This is a genomic window from Sporosarcina gallistercoris, assembly GCF_014836415.1.
Lineage (GTDB): Bacteria > Bacillota > Bacilli > Bacillales_A > Planococcaceae > Sporosarcina > Sporosarcina gallistercoris.
Genome location: NZ_JACSQY010000005.1, coordinates 95646 through 115594, shown reverse-complemented (window position 1 = coordinate 115594; position 19949 = coordinate 95646). Strand labels below are relative to the sequence as shown.

The 19949-nt window shown below is 46.6% G+C and carries 25 protein-coding genes and 1 other annotated feature; of the genes, 24 read left to right on the top strand and 1 reads right to left on the bottom strand.

Annotated elements, in window-relative coordinates; genetic code table 11:
* The first annotated feature begins 77 nt into the window (after positions 1–77).
* The 24 genes from H9659_RS08570 to H9659_RS08455 all read left to right on the top strand — a co-directional run bounded on the left by H9659_RS08570 (position 78) and on the right by H9659_RS08455 (position 18410).
* Positions 78–680: a Maf family protein gene (locus H9659_RS08570; RefSeq protein WP_191689528.1), complete on the top strand. Its 603-nt coding sequence runs from the start codon at positions 78–80 to the stop codon at positions 678–680.
* Positions 680–1378 carry a RadC family protein gene (radC, locus tag H9659_RS08565; protein ID WP_225217737.1) on the top strand — a complete coding sequence of 233 codons (699 nt, stop codon included), beginning with the start codon at positions 680–682 and terminating at the stop codon, positions 1376–1378. The genes H9659_RS08570 and radC overlap by 1 nt, the downstream gene beginning before the upstream one ends.
* Before the next feature lie 90 nt (positions 1379–1468).
* Positions 1469–2485 carry a rod shape-determining protein gene (locus tag H9659_RS08560; RefSeq protein WP_191689527.1) on the top strand — a complete coding sequence of 339 codons (1017 nt, stop codon included), beginning with the start codon at positions 1469–1471 and terminating at the stop codon, positions 2483–2485.
* Between the two features lie 19 nt (positions 2486–2504).
* Positions 2505–3398, top strand: a complete 894-nt coding sequence (gene mreC / locus H9659_RS08555) for a rod shape-determining protein MreC (protein ID WP_191689526.1) — start codon at positions 2505–2507, stop codon at positions 3396–3398.
* On the top strand, positions 3395–3916 hold the full coding sequence (mreD, locus tag H9659_RS08550) for a rod shape-determining protein MreD (protein ID WP_191689525.1): 522 nt from the start codon (positions 3395–3397) through the stop codon (positions 3914–3916). Before mreC ends, mreD begins: the two co-directional genes overlap by 4 nt.
* A gap of 26 nt (positions 3917–3942) precedes the next feature.
* Entirely contained in the window at positions 3943–4614 is a 672-nt protein-coding gene (locus tag H9659_RS08545) for a septum site-determining protein MinC (protein ID WP_191689524.1), read from the top strand.
* Between the two features lies 1 nt (position 4615).
* Positions 4616–5413, top strand: coding sequence for a septum site-determining protein MinD (gene minD / locus H9659_RS08540; RefSeq protein WP_191689523.1), 798 nt, complete (start codon positions 4616–4618; stop codon positions 5411–5413).
* Positions 5414–5560: 147 nt separating this feature from the next.
* Positions 5561–6112, top strand: a complete 552-nt coding sequence (locus tag H9659_RS08535) for a M23 family metallopeptidase (protein WP_191689522.1) — start codon at positions 5561–5563, stop codon at positions 6110–6112.
* The gene (locus H9659_RS08530; RefSeq protein ID WP_191689521.1) at positions 6109–6720 is read left to right on the top strand and encodes a site-2 protease family protein; all 612 of its coding nucleotides are present in this window, start codon (positions 6109–6111) and stop codon (positions 6718–6720) included. Before H9659_RS08535 ends, H9659_RS08530 begins: the two co-directional genes overlap by 4 nt.
* A 43-nt stretch (positions 6721–6763) precedes the next feature.
* Positions 6764–6838 (top strand) — a sequence feature (ribosomal protein L21 leader region).
* 14 nt (positions 6839–6852) lie between these two features.
* Entirely contained in the window at positions 6853–7161 is a 309-nt protein-coding gene (rplU, locus tag H9659_RS08525) for a 50S ribosomal protein L21 (protein ID WP_025783522.1), read from the top strand.
* 6 nt (positions 7162–7167) lie between these two features.
* Positions 7168–7494 (top strand): ribosomal-processing cysteine protease Prp, encoded by a 327-nt coding sequence (locus H9659_RS08520; RefSeq protein ID WP_191689520.1) that lies wholly within the window; start codon positions 7168–7170, stop codon positions 7492–7494.
* A 12-nt stretch (positions 7495–7506) separates the two neighbouring features.
* Entirely contained in the window at positions 7507–7797 is a 291-nt protein-coding gene (rpmA, locus tag H9659_RS08515; protein ID WP_025783524.1) for a 50S ribosomal protein L27, read from the top strand.
* Between the two features lie 207 nt (positions 7798–8004).
* Positions 8005–8529 (top strand): Spo0B domain-containing protein, encoded by a 525-nt coding sequence (locus tag H9659_RS08510; RefSeq protein WP_191689519.1) that lies wholly within the window; start codon positions 8005–8007, stop codon positions 8527–8529.
* Positions 8530–8540: 11 nt separating this feature from the next.
* Positions 8541–9833, top strand: coding sequence for a GTPase ObgE (obgE, locus tag H9659_RS08505; RefSeq protein WP_191689518.1), 1293 nt, complete (start codon positions 8541–8543; stop codon positions 9831–9833).
* A gap of 35 nt (positions 9834–9868) precedes the next feature.
* A complete protein-coding gene (locus tag H9659_RS08500; RefSeq protein WP_191689517.1) occupies positions 9869–10324 on the top strand; it encodes an ACT domain-containing protein in 456 nt (151 codons plus the stop codon).
* 15 nt (positions 10325–10339) lie between these two features.
* On the top strand, positions 10340–11224 hold the full coding sequence (gene pheA / locus H9659_RS08495) for a prephenate dehydratase (RefSeq protein WP_191689631.1): 885 nt from the start codon (positions 10340–10342) through the stop codon (positions 11222–11224).
* A gap of 141 nt (positions 11225–11365) precedes the next feature.
* Positions 11366–12460, top strand: coding sequence for a LysM peptidoglycan-binding domain-containing protein (gene safA, locus H9659_RS15660; protein ID WP_318240710.1), 1095 nt, complete (start codon positions 11366–11368; stop codon positions 12458–12460).
* A 6-nt stretch (positions 12461–12466) separates the two neighbouring features.
* Positions 12467–13354, top strand: a complete 888-nt coding sequence (locus H9659_RS08485; RefSeq protein ID WP_191689516.1) for a phosphotransferase — start codon at positions 12467–12469, stop codon at positions 13352–13354.
* Positions 13355–13468: 114 nt separating this feature from the next.
* Entirely contained in the window at positions 13469–14077 is a 609-nt protein-coding gene (gene ruvA / locus H9659_RS08480; RefSeq protein ID WP_191689515.1) for a Holliday junction branch migration protein RuvA, read from the top strand.
* Between the two features lie 40 nt (positions 14078–14117).
* On the top strand, positions 14118–15122 hold the full coding sequence (ruvB, locus tag H9659_RS08475) for a Holliday junction branch migration DNA helicase RuvB (protein ID WP_191689514.1): 1005 nt from the start codon (positions 14118–14120) through the stop codon (positions 15120–15122).
* Between the two features lie 28 nt (positions 15123–15150).
* A complete protein-coding gene (gene queA, locus H9659_RS08470; RefSeq protein ID WP_191689513.1) occupies positions 15151–16203 on the top strand; it encodes a tRNA preQ1(34) S-adenosylmethionine ribosyltransferase-isomerase QueA in 1053 nt (350 codons plus the stop codon).
* The gene (tgt, locus tag H9659_RS08465; protein ID WP_191689512.1) at positions 16203–17342 is read left to right on the top strand and encodes a tRNA guanosine(34) transglycosylase Tgt; all 1140 of its coding nucleotides are present in this window, start codon (positions 16203–16205) and stop codon (positions 17340–17342) included. Before queA ends, tgt begins: the two co-directional genes overlap by 1 nt.
* 36 nt (positions 17343–17378) lie before the next feature.
* The gene (gene yajC, locus H9659_RS08460) at positions 17379–17654 is read left to right on the top strand and encodes a preprotein translocase subunit YajC (protein WP_191689511.1); all 276 of its coding nucleotides are present in this window, start codon (positions 17379–17381) and stop codon (positions 17652–17654) included.
* A 114-nt stretch (positions 17655–17768) separates the two neighbouring features.
* Positions 17769–18410 (top strand): DUF421 domain-containing protein, encoded by a 642-nt coding sequence (locus H9659_RS08455; protein WP_191689510.1) that lies wholly within the window; start codon positions 17769–17771, stop codon positions 18408–18410.
* Here the strand turns inward: H9659_RS08455 and H9659_RS08450 are convergent.
* Complete coding sequence (locus tag H9659_RS08450; RefSeq protein WP_191689509.1) at positions 18401–19921, bottom strand: putative polysaccharide biosynthesis protein; 1521 nt, start codon at positions 19919–19921, stop codon at positions 18401–18403. The two genes, H9659_RS08455 and H9659_RS08450, sit on opposite strands and share 10 nt — an antisense overlap.
* Positions 19922–19949 lie beyond the last annotated feature (28 nt).

Here is a 19949-nt window from a genome sequence, read left to right as displayed (position 1 = left end):
ATCATATTTTGCAGTTTTCCACACAATTTTCTTCCGGGTCACATTGTCGTATGATGTGGCAAAGGGGGCGTTTACGTATGTTTTTTGAAACGAATGAAACCATTATTTTAGCATCAGCTTCGCCACGAAGAAAAGAGTTGCTCGCACGTTTAGGAGTTCCGTTTTCTGTGCACGCCAGCACCGCGGATGAGCGTCCGATAGAAAATGGTGAAAAGCCGGAAACTTATGCACAAGCTCTGGCGTCCATTAAGGCGTCCGCTATATATGAAGACCACCCGGGGACTCTAGTGATTGGAGCCGATACGGTGGTCGCGTTAGACGGAAAGGTGTTCCCGAAGCCGAAGTCAGCTGCTCAAGCAGTGGAATATCTTCATGAGCTCTCGGGACGGACTCACAGTGTCATAACCGGCGTCACACTTTTACAAGACGGTGCGGTCACCAATTTTACATCCATAACCGAAGTGACATTTCGGAAGTTGGATCACGCACTTATTCATGCTTACGCAGCAACGGGTGATCCGCTGGACAAAGCAGGCGGCTATGGCATTCAAACAGCGGGCGGGTTACTTGTCGCAAAAATCGCTGGTGATTACGATAACGTCGTCGGTCTGCCTATCTCAGAACTGGCGGACGCTATGCGGTCGAGAGGTCTGATCAGGTTGAAAGGGGACGATCGCTGATGCCGACGGGTTATAAAGATGCGTTAATGATTCGTGACATCCATTTCGCAGACAGGCCGCGCGAGCGGATGACACGTCAAGGAGCATCCAGTTTGTCCAATCAGGAGCTCGTTGCGATTTTACTTCGGACTGGATCGCGTGAAGAATCCGTGCTGGTTCTTGCGAATAAGCTGTTATCCGAGTTTGATAAAATCCAGGATTTACGGGACGTCACGATTGAAGAATTGACAGCCGTCAAAGGGGTGGGAGACGCAAAAGCGGTGCAGATCATGGCGGCCGCTGAACTTGGCAAACGGATCTATTCGGTTGCGCAAGACGGACGGTATGCCATCAAGTCACCCGAAGATGCCGCGGCCTACTTAATGACGGATATGTCAAAGTTGACGCAAGAACATTTCGTTGTCCTGTTTCTGAATGTGAAAAACGAAGTGTTGCATAAGCAGACGGTTTTCATAGGCAGTTTGAACTCTTCGATTGTGCATCCCCGGGAGATTTTCCGTGAAGCTGTGAAGCGCTCAGCGGCCTCTTTAGTGGTCGCTCATAATCATCCTTCGGGTAACGCAACCCCGTCTCCTGAAGACATTGAAGTGACGAAACGGCTCGCTGAAGCTGGGGAGCTCATGGGAATCGATCTTTTGGATCATATTATCATCGGAGACCAGCGCTTTATCTCCCTGAAAGAAAAGGGATACATGTGACACTGTGAATTTGTTCGCCTTTCCGTTATACTATGGTGTATGCTTTTAAGAAGCCTCATAAAAACGGTACTGCAGAAAGGAAGAACGAATTTGTTTGGACTAGGAGCGAGAGATGTCGGGATTGACCTCGGCACCGCCAATACGTTGGTTTTCATCAAAGGAAAAGGAATTGTTCTGCGGGAACCTTCCGTAGTTGCAAAAAATACGATGACAAATGAGATCGTAGCTGTAGGTAGTGCTGCGAAAAATATGATCGGCCGTACACCAGGTTCGATCGTTGCAACACGCCCGATGAAAGACGGAGTTATTGCTGACTTTGATATTACTACTGCTATGATCGAGCATTATATGAAAGAAGCAACAAAAGCGGCAGGCGGTTCATGGAAGAAACCGAACGTCATGGTTTGTGTGCCTTACGGAATTACTTCTGTTGAGCAGCGTGCAGTCATTGACGCAGCCCGTCAAGCAGGCGCAAAAGATGCGTTCACGATTGAAGAGCCTTTTGCAGCTGCAATTGGTGCGAATCTGCCTGTATGGGAACCTACTGGTAGTATGGTTGTCGATATCGGTGGAGGTACGACTGAAGTTGCGGTGATTTCTTTAGGAGGAATCGTAACAAGCGAGTCGATTCGTGTCGGTGGTGATACAATGGACGCAGCGATCATCAGCTATATCCGTAAGACGTACAATTTGACGATCGGTGAACGTACAGCTGAAGCGATTAAAATTGAAATCGGTTCTGCTAGCGTTCTTGAGACATCTGAGAAGATGGAAATCCGTGGACGGGACTTGTTGACGGGTCTACCGAAAACACTTGAAATCTCTCAGGACGAAATTGTCGAAGCGCTGCGTGAATCTTTGTTGCAAATTGTCGACGGTGTGAAAAAGACGTTGGAAACGACACCTCCAGAATTGTCTGCTGACGTGATGGAGCGCGGTATCGTCTTAACTGGCGGTGGTGCGCTGCTACGCAACTTGGACAAGGTGATTTCTGATGAAACGAACATGCCAGTATTCATCGCAGAAGATCCTTTGGATTGTGTTGCGATCGGAACAGGTAAAGCGCTTGACAACTTTGACGTCATTAAAAAGATGCAAGCGAAATAATTGAGGGAGGATATCGGCAATGCCGCGATTTTTTTCGAACAAACGTTTAATTTTATTGCTCGTGGGCGTAATTGTCCTGGTGGCATTGATAGCTTTTTCTCTTAAAGACCGGCAAAACGCCAACCTCCCTGAAAAGATGGTGAAGGATGTCGTCGGTTTTGGACAATCTCTATTTTCCAAACCGGCTCATTCCATTACCGGATTTTTCGATGACATTGATGGAATTTTGAATACATATGAAGAAAACAAGGCATTGAAAGCCCGTCTGACCGAGTATGCTTCAACAGAAGTGGAACTAGCAGATATCAAACAAGAAAATGAGCGTTTACGTAAGATCATCGATAAGAAAGATGATTTACGCGCGTATGATCCTGTTCAAGCAACTGTCATTTCACGGAATCCCGACCAATGGGAAGAGAAAATCATTGTCGATAAAGGGAAAAAAGATGGAGTCAAGCGCAACATGGCCGTGTTGACAGCGAATGGGCTTATCGGGAAAGTGGTTCTCGTGACTGAATTCAATTCAACTGTCGAATTGTTGTCAACTGAAAACCAGAATTTCCGCGTGTCTGCAATGATTCCTGGGAAAACAGATATTTTTGGTCTGATGGAAGGATACGATCCTGAACGTGGCGAATTGATAATGAAACGGATCGATTCCGGTTTTGAAGTGAAAGTGGGACAAAAAGTGATGTCTTCCGGACTTGGCGGGATTTTCCCTAAAGGTCTGTTAATTGGAGAAGTAACGGAAGTGTCTACAGATGATTATGGTCTTACGAAACTGGCTTATGTACGTCCGGCTGCAGAATTTTCGATGCTCGACCATGTCATGATCGCAAAAAGACAGTCTGCAACTGCAAAAGGGACAGATGACCCTGGAACGTCGGCGACGGAGGGGGAGGATGGATCATGACCCGGTTCATCATCCCTCTTATTGCTGTCGTTCTGTTTTTTCTGGAACCGGTATTCAGTCTGTTTTCACCTATCGAACTAGGTGAGGTCCGCTATACACTCGTTCCGAGATTTGTCATTGTTTACTTAGTATTCATCGCTTCCTACTATGATCTTCGCAAGGCGGTTATCTATGGTTTATCGTTTGGCCTCTTGTATGATATGTATCACATTGATATTATTGGGATATATACGTTTCTCTATCCGCTGATTTGTTTCTTAGCTTTTGTGATCATCCGTCAAGTTCATCGGTCTACCGGGACTGTCATGCTCTTGTCTCTGTTCATGGTCGTCTTGCTGGAAACGATGTCGTATCTGTTCGCAAGTCTGATTGCACTGACGTCAATCAGTATGGAAGTGTTTATGACAGCGAGACTCGTACCGACAGTGATCGCTAACTTGATATTCATTATCATGTTTGGCTGGTTGTTTAAAAATCTGATTTACAAACGAGTCGTAGAGAAGCAAGCCGGTATGTAATTTTCGCATAGGGCGGGGTGACGCAAGTGACGAAACAGCAAGTAGTAACGATTAAAGGGACCAAAGATGGACTCATCCTGCGGCTTGACGATCAATGCGCCTATTCCGATCTCTTGGAGGAGTTGGGCAAGAAAGCACAGGATCCTGGTCTTGAGGGTGCAGTCGAAGTGCAAATCCATACAGGAACGCGCTATTGTAGTGACCAGACTGCAAAAGAGATTATACAAGTTGTCCAGTCTGCTGGGCATTTACGTGTTTCAAAGATTCAAAGTGATGTAATTACTTTAGAAGAATGCAACCGCCGCGTACAAGAACGGCAGTCTGAGACGTACATCGGAATTGTGCGTTCCGGTCAGGAAGTACATGCCAAAGGAGATTTGGTTGTCATCGGAGATGTGAATCCAAATGGACATGTTTCTGCGGCAGGAAGCATTTATATACTTGGCAGGTTGAAAGGGAAAGCGCATGCAGGGAACGCAGGCAACCGTGAAGCGGTTATTGCGGCTTCGTGGTTGGAAGCGACACACCTCATGATTGCGGACCAAATGGAAACGATGACAGATGAGCTCGCGATTTTGTCTGAGCATCCTGAAATGGAGTGCGCATACTTGCATACAAATGGGTGTATCGCCATTGACCGTCTGCAGGATTTAAGGCTATTGCGGCCAGAGTTGTCAACATTTAAAGGGGGGAGCTAATGTGGGAGAAGCGATTGTTATAACATCTGGGAAAGGCGGAGTTGGAAAAACTACTTCGTCGGCAAACCTCGGTACTGCATTGGCCCTTCAAGGTAAGAAAGTTTGTCTAGTCGATACAGATATTGGATTGAGAAATTTAGACGTCATTCTTGGCCTTGAAAATCGTATTATTTACGATCTGGTAGATGTCATAGAAGGTCGTTGCAGAATTCAGCAAGCACTCGTCAAAGATAAGCGGTTCGAAGATCGACTGTTCTTGCTGCCTGCTGCACAGACGACCGACAAAAACGCAGTCACGCCGGAACAGATGAAAGACTTGATAACTGAGTTGAAACGCGATTATGATTACATTTTGATCGATTGCCCTGCTGGTATTGAACAAGGGTACAAAAACGCCGTTGCAGGTGCGGATCGGGCAATTGTAGTGACGACACCGGAAATTTCGGCAGTCCGGGACGCAGACCGCATCATCGGTCTGCTGGAGGCGGAAGATATCGAGCCGCCGAAACTCATTATTAATCGGATTAGACGGAACCTTATCAATTCAGGGGATACTCTCGACGTGAATGACATCACTTCACATCTTTCAATCGATTTGCTAGGAATCGTGCTCGACGATGAAAATGTCATCTCATCTTCCAATAAGGGCGAGCCTGTGGTCATGGATCCAAACAATCCGGCTGCTCAAGGATATCGTAATATCGCGCGAAGAATATTAGGTGAATCTGTGCCGCTGATGTCAGTGGATACTGGAAAACCAGGATTCTTCAGTAAATTGAAGTTGCTATTTTCGAAATAATCTCCACTGTCCTCTGTGCCTGCCGGTGCGGAGGATTTTTTTGCTGAAAAATCCGTGATTGGATGTTTGTCTCTTTCCGTACAAAACCGTGCTAACCCGACTATTCAGGAGTCATGCTTCATATACTGAAAAAAAGGGGGTGCACGTTTGAGAGGGAAGACGAAATGGATCTTGGCGCTCGTATTTACAGTATCGATCCTGGGGGTTGCTAAACTAGAGCGACTCGGCGTAATGGAGCGTCCTGTCACCCAGTATCTTTCTACTGGTCAAGATTTTGTGGCGATGAAAAAATGGGTAGCCTCGATGATAGACTCTGAGGAATCGGGAATGATCCAAGTAAGCGGGGATGTCGAAGCTGTCGATCCGTTTGCGGCGTACGAATCGATGCAACCGTATAAATCGGGCGTGATCCTGTCTTATCCTGAACCACTTCCAATTGCGGCCCGAGGAAGCGGTCTCATTGTATTTACAGGATTCACCAGACAGTCGGGAAAAACGCTTACAGTACAATATGATAATGGAGATGAAGTCACTTACGGATTCGTAGGCTCGTTCGCAAAGTTGCCATATACGGCTGTCGACAAAGGGGACACGCTCGCAGTGATGGATGAAGGGACGATGTATTTAAAAGTGAAGCGGGACGGACTTGTACTTGACTCGACGCTATTACCTGCGTTCTTTTCGGAAGTAAGTCCTTGAGGTTCCGGCTGCATCCGATTCTGCTGCCGGTCTTCATCCTGCTTGCTGTAATGGGCGGACTTGCTGCCTATGCGATTGTTTTCGGATCGCTGCTCATACACGAAGCGGGACATTTAGTGGCGGCAAAAGCGAATCGAATGCGCGTCCGTTCGATAACGATCCTTCCTTACGGTGGAGAGTTGGAAATCGCAGGGCGTGCTAACCATTCGCGGCGTGCACGTGTCCTGCTGGCTCTTGGCGGTCCGTTTGCAACGGCACTGTTGCTTGCAGCGGCCTTGACAGTGCAATTCCCGGGCTCTTTGGATGTAGCTCGCATCCAGTTGTTGATTCTGATGGTTAATTTACTACCGATTTTGCCGTTAGACGGCGGACAGGCATTACTTGCGCTCGCAGAACGTGAAGAAAGCCGGTATTTCGACCACACCGCATTTCTGCTGTTTTCTATCGCGTTTCTGATGGTCGGAGTAGCTGTGTTACTGGCAGGATTACCCGAAACTGCTCTTTTAATAAGTTTGGCGGTATTTTTATGCTTGCAGAACATCAGTGTGTTCCGATTCAGACGATATCATAGGATATATGAGCAATTGAAAAGGAATGACTTGACGTAACGTTTTGTGCATGTTATTATTCTAATGTTATGTTTGTAGCGCACCCGTGCTGCAACCGCACTGAACCAGGTCCAAGCATCCACATGGATCACCTGGGAAGGCGAGTCTAAGACTATTTGAGGAGGTGCAAGTATGTACGCAATTATTGAAACTGGTGGAAAGCAAATCAAAGTTGAGCAAGGTCAGGAGATCTTCATCGAGAAATTGGTGGGAGAAGCTGATGAGGCTGTAACATTTGACAAAGTTCTTTTTGTAGGTGGAGATGACGTGAAAGTTGGCGCTCCATTCGTGGAAGGTGCTTCTGTAACAGCGAAAATCGTGAAACAGGGCAAAGGCAAAAAAATCACTGTCTTCAAATACAAGCCGAAAAAGAACTACAGCAGAAAACAGGGTCATCGTCAGCCTTATACTAAGGTTGTTATCGAAGGCATCAACCTGTAAGCTGTTATGATTCAAATCACCGTACAGGAACAAGCATCTGGCCGTATCAACTCTTTTGAGATGAGCGGACATGCCGACTACGCGGAACATGGGAAAGACTTAGTGTGTGCAGCTGCTTCTGCAGTGTCATTCGGCGCTGTGAATGCAATTCTTACACTCACTGGGAATACGCCAGCGATCCAGCAAGGAGAAGATGGCGGATATCTGAAAGTCGTTCTACCGGAGACGGAAGATGATCATGATCAGCAAGTGATCGTGCGTGCGATGATTGTTTCCATGCAGACGATTGAACAAGACTATGCGCAATTTATTAAAATAACTTTTATCAAGTAGGAGGTGGAATACATGTTACGTTTAGATCTTCAGTTTTTCGCATCGAAAAAAGGGGTAGGTTCTACAAAGAACGGTCGTGACTCCGAATCGAAACGTCTTGGCGCTAAGCGTGCCGATGGACAATTCGTTTCTGGTGGTTCTATTCTTTACCGCCAGCGCGGAACGAAAATTCACCCAGGTGAAAACGTAGGTCGCGGAGGCGACGATACTCTTTTCGCTAAAGTTGACGGCGTAGTACGCTTCGAGCGTTTTGGCCGCGACAAGAAAAAAGTAAGTGTGTATCCTGCAGTGCAGGAAGCATAAGAATTGAATCCAAAAAGGACTGCACGCGCCAAGTGTGCAGTCCTTTTTTATTGTTAAAAATTCCTTACACATATTGAAAGCACTTTGAACCTTTTTGCAAATTAGCATCCAATTATATTAAATAATAAGTGTCTGTCTTAACTTTTTGACGAACAATACCCTCATAATGCTATACTGTAAAGAACGAAACTGCAGGCGGTGAAGAAGATGGAAAAATCGGAGTTGACTGTCCGGGATGCGATGAAATTCGCCCGGCATGACTTTTTAAATGAGCTGCAGCTCATCCTCATGCATATGGACCTCAATAATGTCCCCGAAGCACGGCGCAAACTTCTGGAAGCTACAGAACGCATGCGTAACGACTCCCAACTGAGTGGACTAGACATGCCGGCACTCGAAACGTGGATCTTAACTTTTAGCTGGAACTATTTAGCGTTTACTAAAGAGTTGCAATCAACAATCGTGCCAAGGAAGTCTGCACGAAAAGCGGATGACCAGGCAATCGTTGGTGTCTTGGACAATGTATTCCAGCAACTTGTCAATGGCGCGGATCCTTACGCTGACTGTATGGTCAACATTTTTGTGACCACAACGGTGGACGAGTGGGAAGTGTCACTTTCGCTTCCCGGACAAACAGCGCCGATTGTATGGAAAGATGTATATGAGAAAGACTGGACAGCAAAACTGTCTTTAGAAGATGAGTATTGGACGTTCACGATTCGTGGACAATAGGAGGAAATTACATGTTTGTCGATCAGGTAAAAGTTTACGTTAAAGGCGGTAATGGTGGCGATGGAATCGTTGCGTTCCGTCGTGAAAAATATATAGCATTCGGTGGACCTGCAGGCGGAGATGGTGGGAATGGCGGAGACGTCATATTCGTCGTTGATGAAGGATTGAGGACGTTGATGGATTTCCGTTACCAACGTCATTTTAAAGCACCGCGTGGAGAACATGGTGCCAACAAAAACCAGCACGGACGCCGAGGTACGAGTATGGTTGTTAAAGTTCCGCCTGGCACAATTGTGACGGATGTGGAAACAAAAGAGATTATTGCGGATTTAGTGGAAGATGGACAAACTGCAGTCATTGCACGCGGCGGACGCGGCGGACGCGGTAATAGCCGATTTGTCACACCGCAAAACACGGCACCGGAGCTCTCTGAAAAAGGAGAACCTGGTGTAGAGCGAGAAATCATGCTAGAACTGAAAGTGCTCGCGGATGTCGGTCTTGTCGGATTCCCGAGTGTTGGAAAATCCACATTGCTTTCAGTACTTTCGTCTGCAAAGCCTAAAATTGCTGATTACCACTTTACGACACTCGTTCCAAACTTGGGGCTTGTTGAAACAGAGGATCACCGGACATTTGTCATGGCGGATCTGCCAGGCCTTATCCAAGGTGCACACGAAGGGGTAGGACTCGGACATCAGTTTTTACGCCATATTGAGCGGACGCGTGTCATCGTTCACGTCATCGATATGTCAGGTTTGGAGGGACGAGATCCGTTTGAAGATTTCGAGACCATCAATGCCGAGCTTGAGCAATACAACTTACGTCTGATGGAGCGCCCTCAAATCATTGTAGCTAACAAAATGGACATGCCGGATGCTGAAGAAAACCTTCAAGCTTTCAAGGAAAAACTTGGTGAAACAGATCACAAAATCTTCCCGATTTCAGCAATAACGCGCAATGGATTAGATTCACTACTGTTTGCAATTGCAGATCTGCTGGAAGTGACATCTGAATTCCCGATGCATGAAGTGGAAGAAACCGAAGAAGAGCACTCAGTTCTTTACAAATACGAACCGGAAACACCTGATTTCAAAATTACGCGAGATGACGATGGTGCATTCGTATTGTCCGGATATGCCATCGAACGCCTATTCAAGATGACGGATTTCAACTTCGACCAATCTGTCCGTAAATTTGGACGTCAGATGCGAGGAATGGGTGTTGATGATGCTCTTCGTGAACGCGGTGCGGAAAATGGAGACATCGTACGACTGCTTGACTTCGAATTTGAATTTATCGATTAATGGAGAGCCGATTGTCGGCTGCAGGGGGATTAACGATGAAACAATTGGGGGAAGACCAATTCTATTTGGTGCGTGAAGATGTCTTGACGGAGTCCATGCAAAAGATGCTGGAAGCGAAACGGCTTCTCGTATCCGGTGAAGCGACAACCATCCAAGAAGCGACCGCTCAAGTCGGATTATCGAGAAGTGCATTCTATAAGTATAAGGATGCGGTATATCCCTTTGAAGCGATAGCGCGAGAACGGGTACTGACGGTTTTCATCCAATTGGAAGACTTGAAAGGTTCACTTGCGGTGTTGATGGAGCTGATTTCTTCATCACATTGCAATGTGCTCACGATTCACCAGACGATACCCGTACAGGGACGGGCTAACATTACGTTGTCGCTGGATGTCACGGAGATGGACATCTCGATGGAGGCATTCATCCATAAACTGAAAGGACCGAGCTTTGTAGACTCGGTCCATTTGGTCAGTTCAGGCGCATTGTGAAAGGGGAATTTGATGATGAAACATGAATCGTTAACACCATCCGTTGCTTATTTAGGGCCGGAAGCTTCATTTACACATATTGCTGCGACAGATTTTTTTGGGACGGATGGTCTCATGCCATATCCATCGATTCCTGATTGTATAGAAGCAGTCACCGAAGGTCATGTCGCCTATGCGATTGTACCGCTTGAAAATGCGTTGGAAGGCTCTGTGCCGCTTACGATTGACTATTTGTTCCATGGCAGTGATTTGTTCATAAACGCCGAACTGTCCACACCTATCCGACAACATTTGATGGTGCATCCTGAACAAGCTAAGAAGATCGATTCACTGGCATCGATTCACTCACACCCTCACGCACTTGCACAATGTCACAAATACTTGCAATATCACTTCAGAAGAGTCCCTCTCATCCAAACGTCTTCAACTGCAGCAGCAGCTAAATACGTATCGGAGCATCCGGAGCTTCCGATTGCTGCGATAGGCAACCAGCTTGCTGCAGATACATACGGGCTCCATATCGCGGAAGAATCGATTCATGATTTCCACTTTAATCATACCCGATTCGTTGTCCTATCGTTACGTAAAGAAACGTTAACCTATGAAGGCGGAGGGAATCCGAAAACCACTCTTATGGTGAAATTGCCTGAGGATGATCAGCCCGGTATGCTCCATCAGATCTTATCGGTGTTTTCATGGCGCAAGCTGAATTTAAGTAAAATTGAGTCCCGTCCATTGAAAACGGGTCTTGGCAATTACTTTTTTATCATTGATGTTGCAGAAACGGAAGATCATCCGATGATGAAAGGTGCAATGGAAGAACTCCAAGCCCTCCATTGTGATGTATCCTCTTTCGGATCTTATAGTACGTATACTCAACAATCACCTGCCGGCAAGTAATCGGCAGGTATTTTTTGTGATGAAGTACTATTTACCTCTTCCGATTCGTATAGTTGAAAGAGAAGGTGCCTAACATTATGCATGGTCACACATCCGGGCACCCGTTCATAAGATGAGTCGATGGAAGGGGGACTTTACAGAGTGAATGTCCATATCGTTGTAAAAGGTGACACGCTTTGGAAGATAGCGCGTCAGTATGGAATTTCGTTTGAAGAATTGAAAAAGGTGAATGCACATTTAGCCAATCCAGACTACATTGTGCCAGGCATGAAAATTTTTCTGCCTGAAGGCAAGGGGACCAAACCTCCTCAAAAGCAGGTGGGGAAAGATAAACAACCGCAACCTCATGAGAAGCCGATGAAACCAGCACCTCAACCGGCTCCACCAGTAGCTCCAATTCCAAAACCTACACCACCGGTACAGCAGCCAACACCACCACAGAAACCGACGCCGCCACCGCCGAAACCTGCACCTAAGCCAGAGGTGAAACCGCAACCGGCCCCAAAACCCGAAGTGAAGCCACAGCCGATGCCGAAACCGCCGGCTCCGCCGAAGCCAGAAGTGAAACCGATACCTAAGCCGGAATCACCGAACTGTGAAGCACCGCCAGCTCCGCCGATGCCACCGGTACAGCACCAACCGATGGTCCACCCGATGTTCATTGGCATTCCGTGTGGATGGATGCCGATTTACGATGCAGACTGCCATCCGTGCACGCATCCGATGCAGCATCATATGCAGCAACCGATGGCACCGCCGATGATGCCACAGGTCCCTGTACAACCGCCACAATGGAACATGCAGCCCGAATCACCGGAATGTAAAGATGAGTCGCCGATTATGGCTGGCCAAGGACCTGGTGTGTCGCCGAATCATTGCGATAGTATGAAAAAGTGGGAATCTCCGACAGTTCAAATGCCGAGTAACGAGTCGTCCGGTTTTGACTTATCACCGCCTGCCTTCTGTCCGCCTGAACAAGGATATGTTCCTCACCAGATGCCGCAACAGGGATACCCGCAGCACTATCCGAACAATCATCAAGTACCGATGCAAGGCATTCAGGCTGCACAGCATCCGCAATACATGCATTTATGCTCATCTTGCGGTTCAAATATGTCGCCCACTCCGTATTACGGGATGCCAATGATGGGAGTACAGCCTTTTTATGGAGGCTACCCGCAAATGAGCTATCCACCGCAAGGAAACTACGGGCAAAACCAAATGGGCTCGTATTGATCGGCCGTGGAAGTTGAAAAGAGACTTACTCGCATTAAAGAAAATGTGTGGAGAATAGAAGAAGATGGTATTGACTATTCAGTGAAGCGCTATTCGGATGTGCGGGATGCCATCAAAATCAGGAAAATACATGAACTGTTACAAATAGTGGGATTTCCCTTTTGTGCATCTGTCACATCTAAAGGGAATGCTCACATTGTGGTTCAGCCATGGATAATGGATGCAAGTCCAGTGGATTTTACGAAACAATCTGATCGGAGGGCTTCTTTGACTGCACTGGAAGCCCTCCATGAGACGGAATCTGTTGTGGATTGGAAATCGCTGCCGTATCTAAAAACCTATTCATTGTTGGAGAAATGGAGTTGGCGACTGGAGAGGTTTCGCAACAATCGCCAAACCATTGCTTCTTATTTAGGGGACGATGCTTGCGATCTCATTGAATGGTATAGCGAGCAAGCACTGGAATGTTTACGGACTGTGCCTGCTCGGGAATCACCCCACACTCTCCTTCACGGAGATGTGGTCCATCACAACTTACTGAAAACTCGCGATGGCAACGTGATGCTGATAGACTTTGATTTAGCATGTACAGGTCATCCGGATGTCGAAATCGCATTATGGCTTCATCGAGTACTTCCGAAAGTCGATTACAATGCAAGACAATTGTTTGACGAAGAACCTAGATTGCAAGTACTGGGTCAGCAATCGATCGCGATGTTGCAGTATCCGAATGAGGTGTTGCGTGAATGGTCGTATTTAACGACACTTCCTGAGGAACGTCAACGGATTTTAGCGCAGCAACTCATCCCATTTACCGAGCTTGCATTGATGCGCTGGCCGGACCTATGTCGATTTTCCAATGATTTACTTGAACACAATCACTATCTCCCATAAGGACTGCCGAAGTCGTATTGTATACGTCCGGCAGTTCTTTTTGGTGATTAGACGGCGTAGTATTGCACGTTCATGTGGTATACTTGAAGATAAGAATCTAGGGGGTAAGTGGCATTGTATGATTACATAAAAGGGTTCGTTACCCGAGTGACACCTGAATATATTACGATAGAAAATAGAGGAATCGGTTATCAAGTGCTGACTCCGAATCCGTATGCGTTTCATGTAACGGAAACAGAGCAGCAGATCTTCATTCATCATCATGTTCGTGAAGATGCACAGCTGCTCATGGGTTTCCTGTCGTTAGAGCAACGGGAACTCTTCCGGAAACTGATCACCGTATCAGGAATCGGTCCAAAAGGGGCACTTGCGATTCTTTCAAGTGGGATCCCTTCACAAGTGATTAGTGCCATCGAGCGTGAAGACGAGGCGTTCCTTGTGCAGTTTCCTGGCGTCGGAAAGAAGACGGCGCGCCAGATGATCTTGGATTTGAAAGGTAAATTGGTGGATCTCTTCACAGAGTTGGACATGCCTGAAGATGATGGGAATACGCTGTTCACGCTTACAGAAAATGGTGCTCTTGAAGAAGCGATGCTTGCGTTGGAAGCACTTGGTTACTCGGCTCGTGAAATAGCAAAAGTGAAAAAAGCGCTCGAAAAAGAAGAGTTAACGACAGAAGGCTATATGAAACGGGCGTTGCAGCTGTTATTGAAGCAACAATGATAACGAGTTGCATGCCTACGGTTGAAAAGGAGGGAGAACAATGGATTCACGGGTACTGTCAAGTGAACTTTCGGATTTCGATGAAGGGTTTGAACAATCCCTGCGCCCTCAAAGATTAGTGCAGTACATCGGACAGGAAAAAGTGAAAGACAACTTGTCGATTTTCATTGAAGCCGCCCGAGGGCGGAGTGAAAGCTTGGACCACGTCTTATTATATGGACCGCCTGGACTTGGGAAGACGACACTCGCCGCAGTTATTGCGAACGAAATGGGTGTCAACTTGCGCATGACGAGTGGTCCTGCGATTGAACGGCCCGGCGATCTGGCTGCGGTCGTGTCGTCACTCGAGCCGGGAGATGTCTTATTCATTGATGAAATTCACCGGTTGAACCGGGCGATTGAAGAAGTGCTGTATCCTGCGATGGAAGACTTTTGCCTAGACATCGTTGTTGGAAAAGGACCTTCTGCCAAATCGATTCGTCTCGATCTGCCTCCGTTCACTTTGATCGGGGCGACAACAAGGGCGGGATCACTTTCCGCACCGCTCCGGGATCGGTTCGGCGTTCCGTTACGTCTTGAATACTATGACATAGAACCGCTGCAGGAAATTGTCATCAGAAGTGCGGGCTTGTTCAATGTGAAAATCGAAGACCAAGCTGCTATAGAAATTGCTCGCAGGTCAAGAGGGACACCGCGTATTTCAAATCGTCTGCTTCGCAGAGTGCGAGACTATGCGCAAGTGCGCGGGAATGGTACAATTTCTCTCGACATCGCAAAAGAAGCAATGGAAATGCTGCAAGTGGATTCCCATGGATTAGATCATATCGATCATAAGTTATTGACTGGGATGATCGAACGGTTCAGAGGCGGTCCGGTCGGTTTGGAAACCCTAGCAGCTAGTATCGGGGAAGAGTCGGTCACACTGGAAGACGTCTACGAACCCTATCTATTGCAGATCGGGTTCATTCAACGGACCCCGCGAGGAAGAATTGCGACCCATTTGGCGTATGAACACTTTGGATATCCAATGCCCGAAGAGCGCTGACTTTACGAAAATAAGGAGACTGGATGGAATGGATGTACATGATTTTGACTTTGACTTACCACAACGGTTGATTGCACAGACTCCACTTGCTGACCGAACTGCAAGCCGGATGCTTGTGTTGAATAGTGAAACAGGAGAAGTGGCACATCGACATTTTCGTGCAATTGTCGATGAGTTGGAGGCAGGCGATCTTCTCGTGCTGAATGACACGAAAGTGTTACCAGCCCGCTTGATTGGTCTGAAAGAAGAAACTGGTGCTTCGATCGAAGTGCTATTACTGAAAGAAACTGGTGACAATGAGTGGGAAACGCTTGTCAAACCGGCGAAACGTGTGAAGCCCGGTACGGTCATTACATTCGGAGATGGCAGGTTGACTGCCGAATGTACCGGAGTTGCCGAACAAGGCGGTCGGACGTTCAAGTTTACGTATGAAGGGATATTCTACGAACTGCTTGACGCCTTAGGGAAAATGCCCCTTCCTCCTTATATTACGGAATCACTTGATGACCAATCACGCTATCAAACTGTGTTTGCAAAAGAGCGTGGTTCTGCAGCAGCCCCGACAGCAGGGTTGCATTTCACCGAAGAGATCTTAGATGAGCTGCGGGCTAAAGGGGTCGGTGTGGAATTCATCACACTTCACGTGGGACTTGGGACATTCCGTCCTGTTAGCGTCGATTCGATTGAGGAACACGAAATGCACGCGGAGTACTATCAAGTAACCGAGCATACAGCTGCTGCGATTAATCGCACAAAAGAAGCGGGAGGACGGGTCATTGCAGTAGGTACAACGTCCACTCGTACGCTCGAAACCATCGCAAGCGAAAATGATGGCAAGATTATCGCAGGTTCGGGTTGGACGTCTATTTTCATTTTCCCAGGCTACGAGTTCAAAGCGGTGGATGGACTGATTACGAATTTCCATTTGCCGAAATCGACATTAGTCATGCTCGTATCCGCGCTATCCACTCGAGATTATATATTAAATGCTTATCACCAGGCGATTGAAGAGGAGTATCGCTTTTTCAGTTTCGGAGATGCGATGTTCATCCGTCCGTCTAGAAAGAAGGAGAACGAATAATGCCAGCAGTTACGTACGAACATATTAAAACATGTAAGCAAACAGGCGCACGGCTTGGAATAGTCCATACGCCACACGGATCTTTTGAAACACCCGCATTCATGCCAGTAGGAACGATGGCAACTGTGAAGACGATGTCTCCGGAAGAGTTGAAGGAGATCGGTGCTGGAATCATCTTGAGCAATACGTATCACTTATGGCTGCGTCCGGGTCATGAAATTATCCGGGAAGCAGGCGGACTTCATAAATTCATGAACTGGGATCGACCGATTCTCACGGATTCAGGCGGATTCCAAGTGTTTTCGTTAAGTGATATGCGTAAAATCGAAGAAGAGGGCGTTCACTTCAGACATCATTTGAACGGAAGTAAGCTTTTCCTAAGTCCGGAAAAAGCGATGGACATTCAAAACGCACTGGGTTCAGACATCATGATGGCGTTCGATGAATGTCCACCTTTTCCAGCAACATATGAGTATATGAAAGCGAGCGTCGAGCGGACTTCGCGCTGGGCGGAACGTTGTCTCAATGCGCATCAGCGTCCTAACGATCAAGGCCTGTTCGGAATTGTGCAAGGCGGTGAATTCGAGGAGTTACGTAAACAAAGTGCAAAAGATCTCACATCCCTCGATTTCCCTGGATACGCAATTGGCGGACTATCAGTCGGCGAGCCGAAGGATATTATGAACCGTGTCCTTGAATTCACGACACCTCTGTTGCCGTCAGACAAACCACGCTATTTAATGGGCGTCGGATCTCCGGATTCACTGATTGATGGGGCAATCCGCGGAGTGGATATGTTCGATTGTGTATTGCCGACGCGTATCGCCCGTAATGGAACATTAATGACAAGTAATGGACGCGTTGTCATCAAAAACGCAAAATATGAAAAGGATTTTGGTCCGATTGATGAGAACTGCGATTGTCATACATGCAAAAATTATAGCCGTGCATACGTCCGTCACCTAATTAAATGTAATGAAACTTTTGGTCTGCGTCTCGCGTCATATCATAACTTGTACTTTTTGCTCAATTTAATGGAGCAAGTACGAGATGCAATCCGGAATGATCGTCTCGGTGATTTCCGTGAAGAGTTTTTCGAGCAATATGGTTTCAACAAACCGAATGCAAAAAACTTTTAATTCTTGTATACTAGTCAAAGTAGGGGGGGATTTTAGATGAATGAAACTTTATTGAATTTGCTGCCGTTCGTAGCGATGATCGCAATTATGTGGTTCTTGCTGATTCGACCAGCTCAAAAACGTCAAAAAGCAACAAAAGAGATGCAGACAAGCTTGAAGCGTGGAGATCGTGTCGTTACAATCGGTGGTTTACACGGAACAATTGACGCAGTCGATGAAACTTCTGTATTTTTGAAAACTGCAGACGGCGCTGTACTGCAATTTGATCGTCAAGCTGTCGGTCGGGTTACAGAGAGCACAACCGCTATTTAATACTGAAATTGAAGGAGACCTGCCCAGGTTCGTGGGCAGGTCTATTTTTATGCCTTTATCCGTTTAAGCGAAAGCTCTTGTGGGCAAGCTACGAACGATAAGGAGGGTGCAGTCATGCATGATTTAGTTATTATCGGGTATCGCACGGTATTTTTGTATGCACTCATAGTTCTCATCCTTCGTCTGATGGGAAAGAGGGAAGTCGGTGAACTCAGTGTAATTGACATAGTCGTCTTTGTCATTATTGCTGAAGTGGCGGCATTTGCGTTAGACTCTCCCGACGTCAAGCTCATTAACTCGATTTTCCCTATGCTCATTTTACTCGTTATTCAGTTTGTATCGTCATTTATTTCTTTGAAGAATAAGAAGTTCCGTGACATTGTTGACGGAGATACAACGATACTCATTCAAGATGGAAAAATACTAGAAGAAGAGATGCGTAAACAGCGCTATAATCTAGATGACTTGTTCCAGCAATTACGTGAACAGCAAGTTGGTTCGGTGTTTGAAGTGGCATACGCATATTTGGAACCGTCTGGTAATTTATCGGTATTCAAATATGGAGAAACCGCGCCTGTTCTTCCGTTGATATCTGATGGAGACATCGATCATCGACACTTGAAGATCTATGAGAAAACTGAAGAGTGGTTACTAGCGGAACTCCGTAAAAAAGGGATTGAAGATCCCCAACAAGTTTTCTACTGTTCGTATGAAAATGGAGAACTGAAGGTTCAGCTGAAGCAAGATTATTTGTAACGAGCAAATAGTTTCTTGAAATGTCGGATGTCATTGCGCTGTAACTGTCCTGTGAAGAAGAGGACAACAGCTAGAAATAATGCGGTAATCCCGCAATCGCCCCATAGCCCGTAATTGCCGACAGGGAGAAAAATGGGGCGCATGATCGCAGTCATAATGAACGAGGCATAGGGAAGTGCAAACATCGTAAACCCCGTATTCGTCTTTCTGTTTTTCCTCAACGTTGCAATATGTAGAAATGAGGTGATCAAGACACCGAATCCAATCGCTAAAATAGCCCCTGTTTCTTGGAGTCCGGGTTGGGAAGCCAGTACGAACATGACAACCAACTTGGCAATACCTCCGTAAACGGAGTTCATCATAGCCGCTTTCGCTTCATTTGTTGCTTGCAAAATGGAAAACAACGGACTTTGAATGTAGTAGAAGAAAAAGATTGGTGCAAGCATCGCCATATAGGATGCACCCTTTGTAATGTGGAAAAGGGATTCAGCCATTTCTTTACCATGTATGAAAAATACCGCTGCTGCAAATGCACCTGTCAAGGCGGATAATCGGAGTGATAGGTGAATGCGTTCTTGGAGCTTGCTAATATTCCCGGATGCAGATGCTCCGCTGACGGCGGGAATAAGTACGACAGAAAGCGCGTAGGAGATAAACGACGGAAAGAGTAACAGGGGAATGAGCACACCTGAAATCACGCCATAGAGTGAAGTGGCCGCGGCAGCTGTAATTCCCGATACAGCAAGTGCTCGTAAAAAGATGATCGGTTCTAAAAACCAAGTGAACGTTCCGAACAATCGACTTCCTGAAGATGGCAAAGCTACAGAGAGTAAAGGTTTGAATGGATATTGTCCATCCCTGTCACGTACTGCAGGGGTGTTTTTTTTATGTTTTTTATATTTAAGCCACAAATAGAATACCGATCCTGCTTCAGCTAGTAATGTGATGGCCATGGCAATAGCAGCATTCAACGAAGTGTTCCCGTCTACCAGGAAATAAGGGAGCAGCCACGTGATAAGTATGATCCGGATGAATTGTTCCAGGATTTGCGACCAAGCCGTCTCTTCCAATCGGGCGATTCCTTGAAAAAAACCTCGAATCATCCCGCCGATCGCGGCAATAGGAATGATAGCAATCCCAACATATAGAGTCGTAGCCGTTGCGGAATTACCTAACAACGTCCCGGAGAGAAAAGGTACAAATAAGACGGAAAGCGGAATGAAAATGAAAGCCGTGCACAGTGTAATAAATGTAGAACTGCGCATCACTTGTGAATAGCGGGCAGTTTCACCTTTCGCTTTCAGTTCAGCGATGACTTTCGCAATAGCAATTGGAATGCCGAGCTGCACGAGGGATAAGAAAAAGATGAACGCCGGATAGGCAGTCATGTAAATTCCCACTGCTTCTTCGCCAGCAACCCTCATAAACTGAATACGATACACAAATCCAAGTAGTTTTGTCATGAAAACCGCAATCATCAAGATGACAGTTCCGCGAATAAATGAAGACAATGAAAACAACTCCTTCTCAAGTCCGACC

Bases quoted from the DNA above. Each gene is read 5' to 3' on its own strand.
- rpmA (WP_025783524.1), top strand. From the start codon at position 7,507: ATGTTACGTTTAGATCTTCAGTTTTTCGCATCGAAAAAAGGGGTAGGT.
- H9659_RS08520 (WP_191689520.1), top strand. From the start codon at position 7,168: ATGATTCAAATCACCGTACAGGAACAAGCATCTGGCCGTATCAACTCT.
- mreD (WP_191689525.1), top strand. From the start codon at position 3,395: ATGACCCGGTTCATCATCCCTCTTATTGCTGTCGTTCTGTTTTTTCTG.
- pheA (WP_191689631.1), top strand. From the start codon at position 10,340: ATGAAACATGAATCGTTAACACCATCCGTTGCTTATTTAGGGCCGGAA.
- mreC (WP_191689526.1), top strand. From the start codon at position 2,505: ATGCCGCGATTTTTTTCGAACAAACGTTTAATTTTATTGCTCGTGGGC.
- queA (WP_191689513.1), top strand. From the start codon at position 15,151: ATGGATGTACATGATTTTGACTTTGACTTACCACAACGGTTGATTGCA.
- yajC (WP_191689511.1), top strand. From the start codon at position 17,379: ATGAATGAAACTTTATTGAATTTGCTGCCGTTCGTAGCGATGATCGCA.
- rplU (WP_025783522.1), top strand. From the start codon at position 6,853: ATGTACGCAATTATTGAAACTGGTGGAAAGCAAATCAAAGTTGAGCAA.
- obgE (WP_191689518.1), top strand. From the start codon at position 8,541: ATGTTTGTCGATCAGGTAAAAGTTTACGTTAAAGGCGGTAATGGTGGC.
- tgt (WP_191689512.1), top strand. From the start codon at position 16,203: ATGCCAGCAGTTACGTACGAACATATTAAAACATGTAAGCAAACAGGC.
- H9659_RS08510 (WP_191689519.1), top strand. From the start codon at position 8,005: ATGGAAAAATCGGAGTTGACTGTCCGGGATGCGATGAAATTCGCCCGG.
- ruvB (WP_191689514.1), top strand. From the start codon at position 14,118: ATGGATTCACGGGTACTGTCAAGTGAACTTTCGGATTTCGATGAAGGG.
- H9659_RS08500 (WP_191689517.1), top strand. From the start codon at position 9,869: ATGAAACAATTGGGGGAAGACCAATTCTATTTGGTGCGTGAAGATGTC.
- radC (WP_225217737.1), top strand. From the start codon at position 680: ATGCCGACGGGTTATAAAGATGCGTTAATGATTCGTGACATCCATTTC.
- H9659_RS08455 (WP_191689510.1), top strand. From the start codon at position 17,769: ATGCATGATTTAGTTATTATCGGGTATCGCACGGTATTTTTGTATGCA.
- H9659_RS08570 (WP_191689528.1), top strand. From the start codon at position 78: ATGTTTTTTGAAACGAATGAAACCATTATTTTAGCATCAGCTTCGCCA.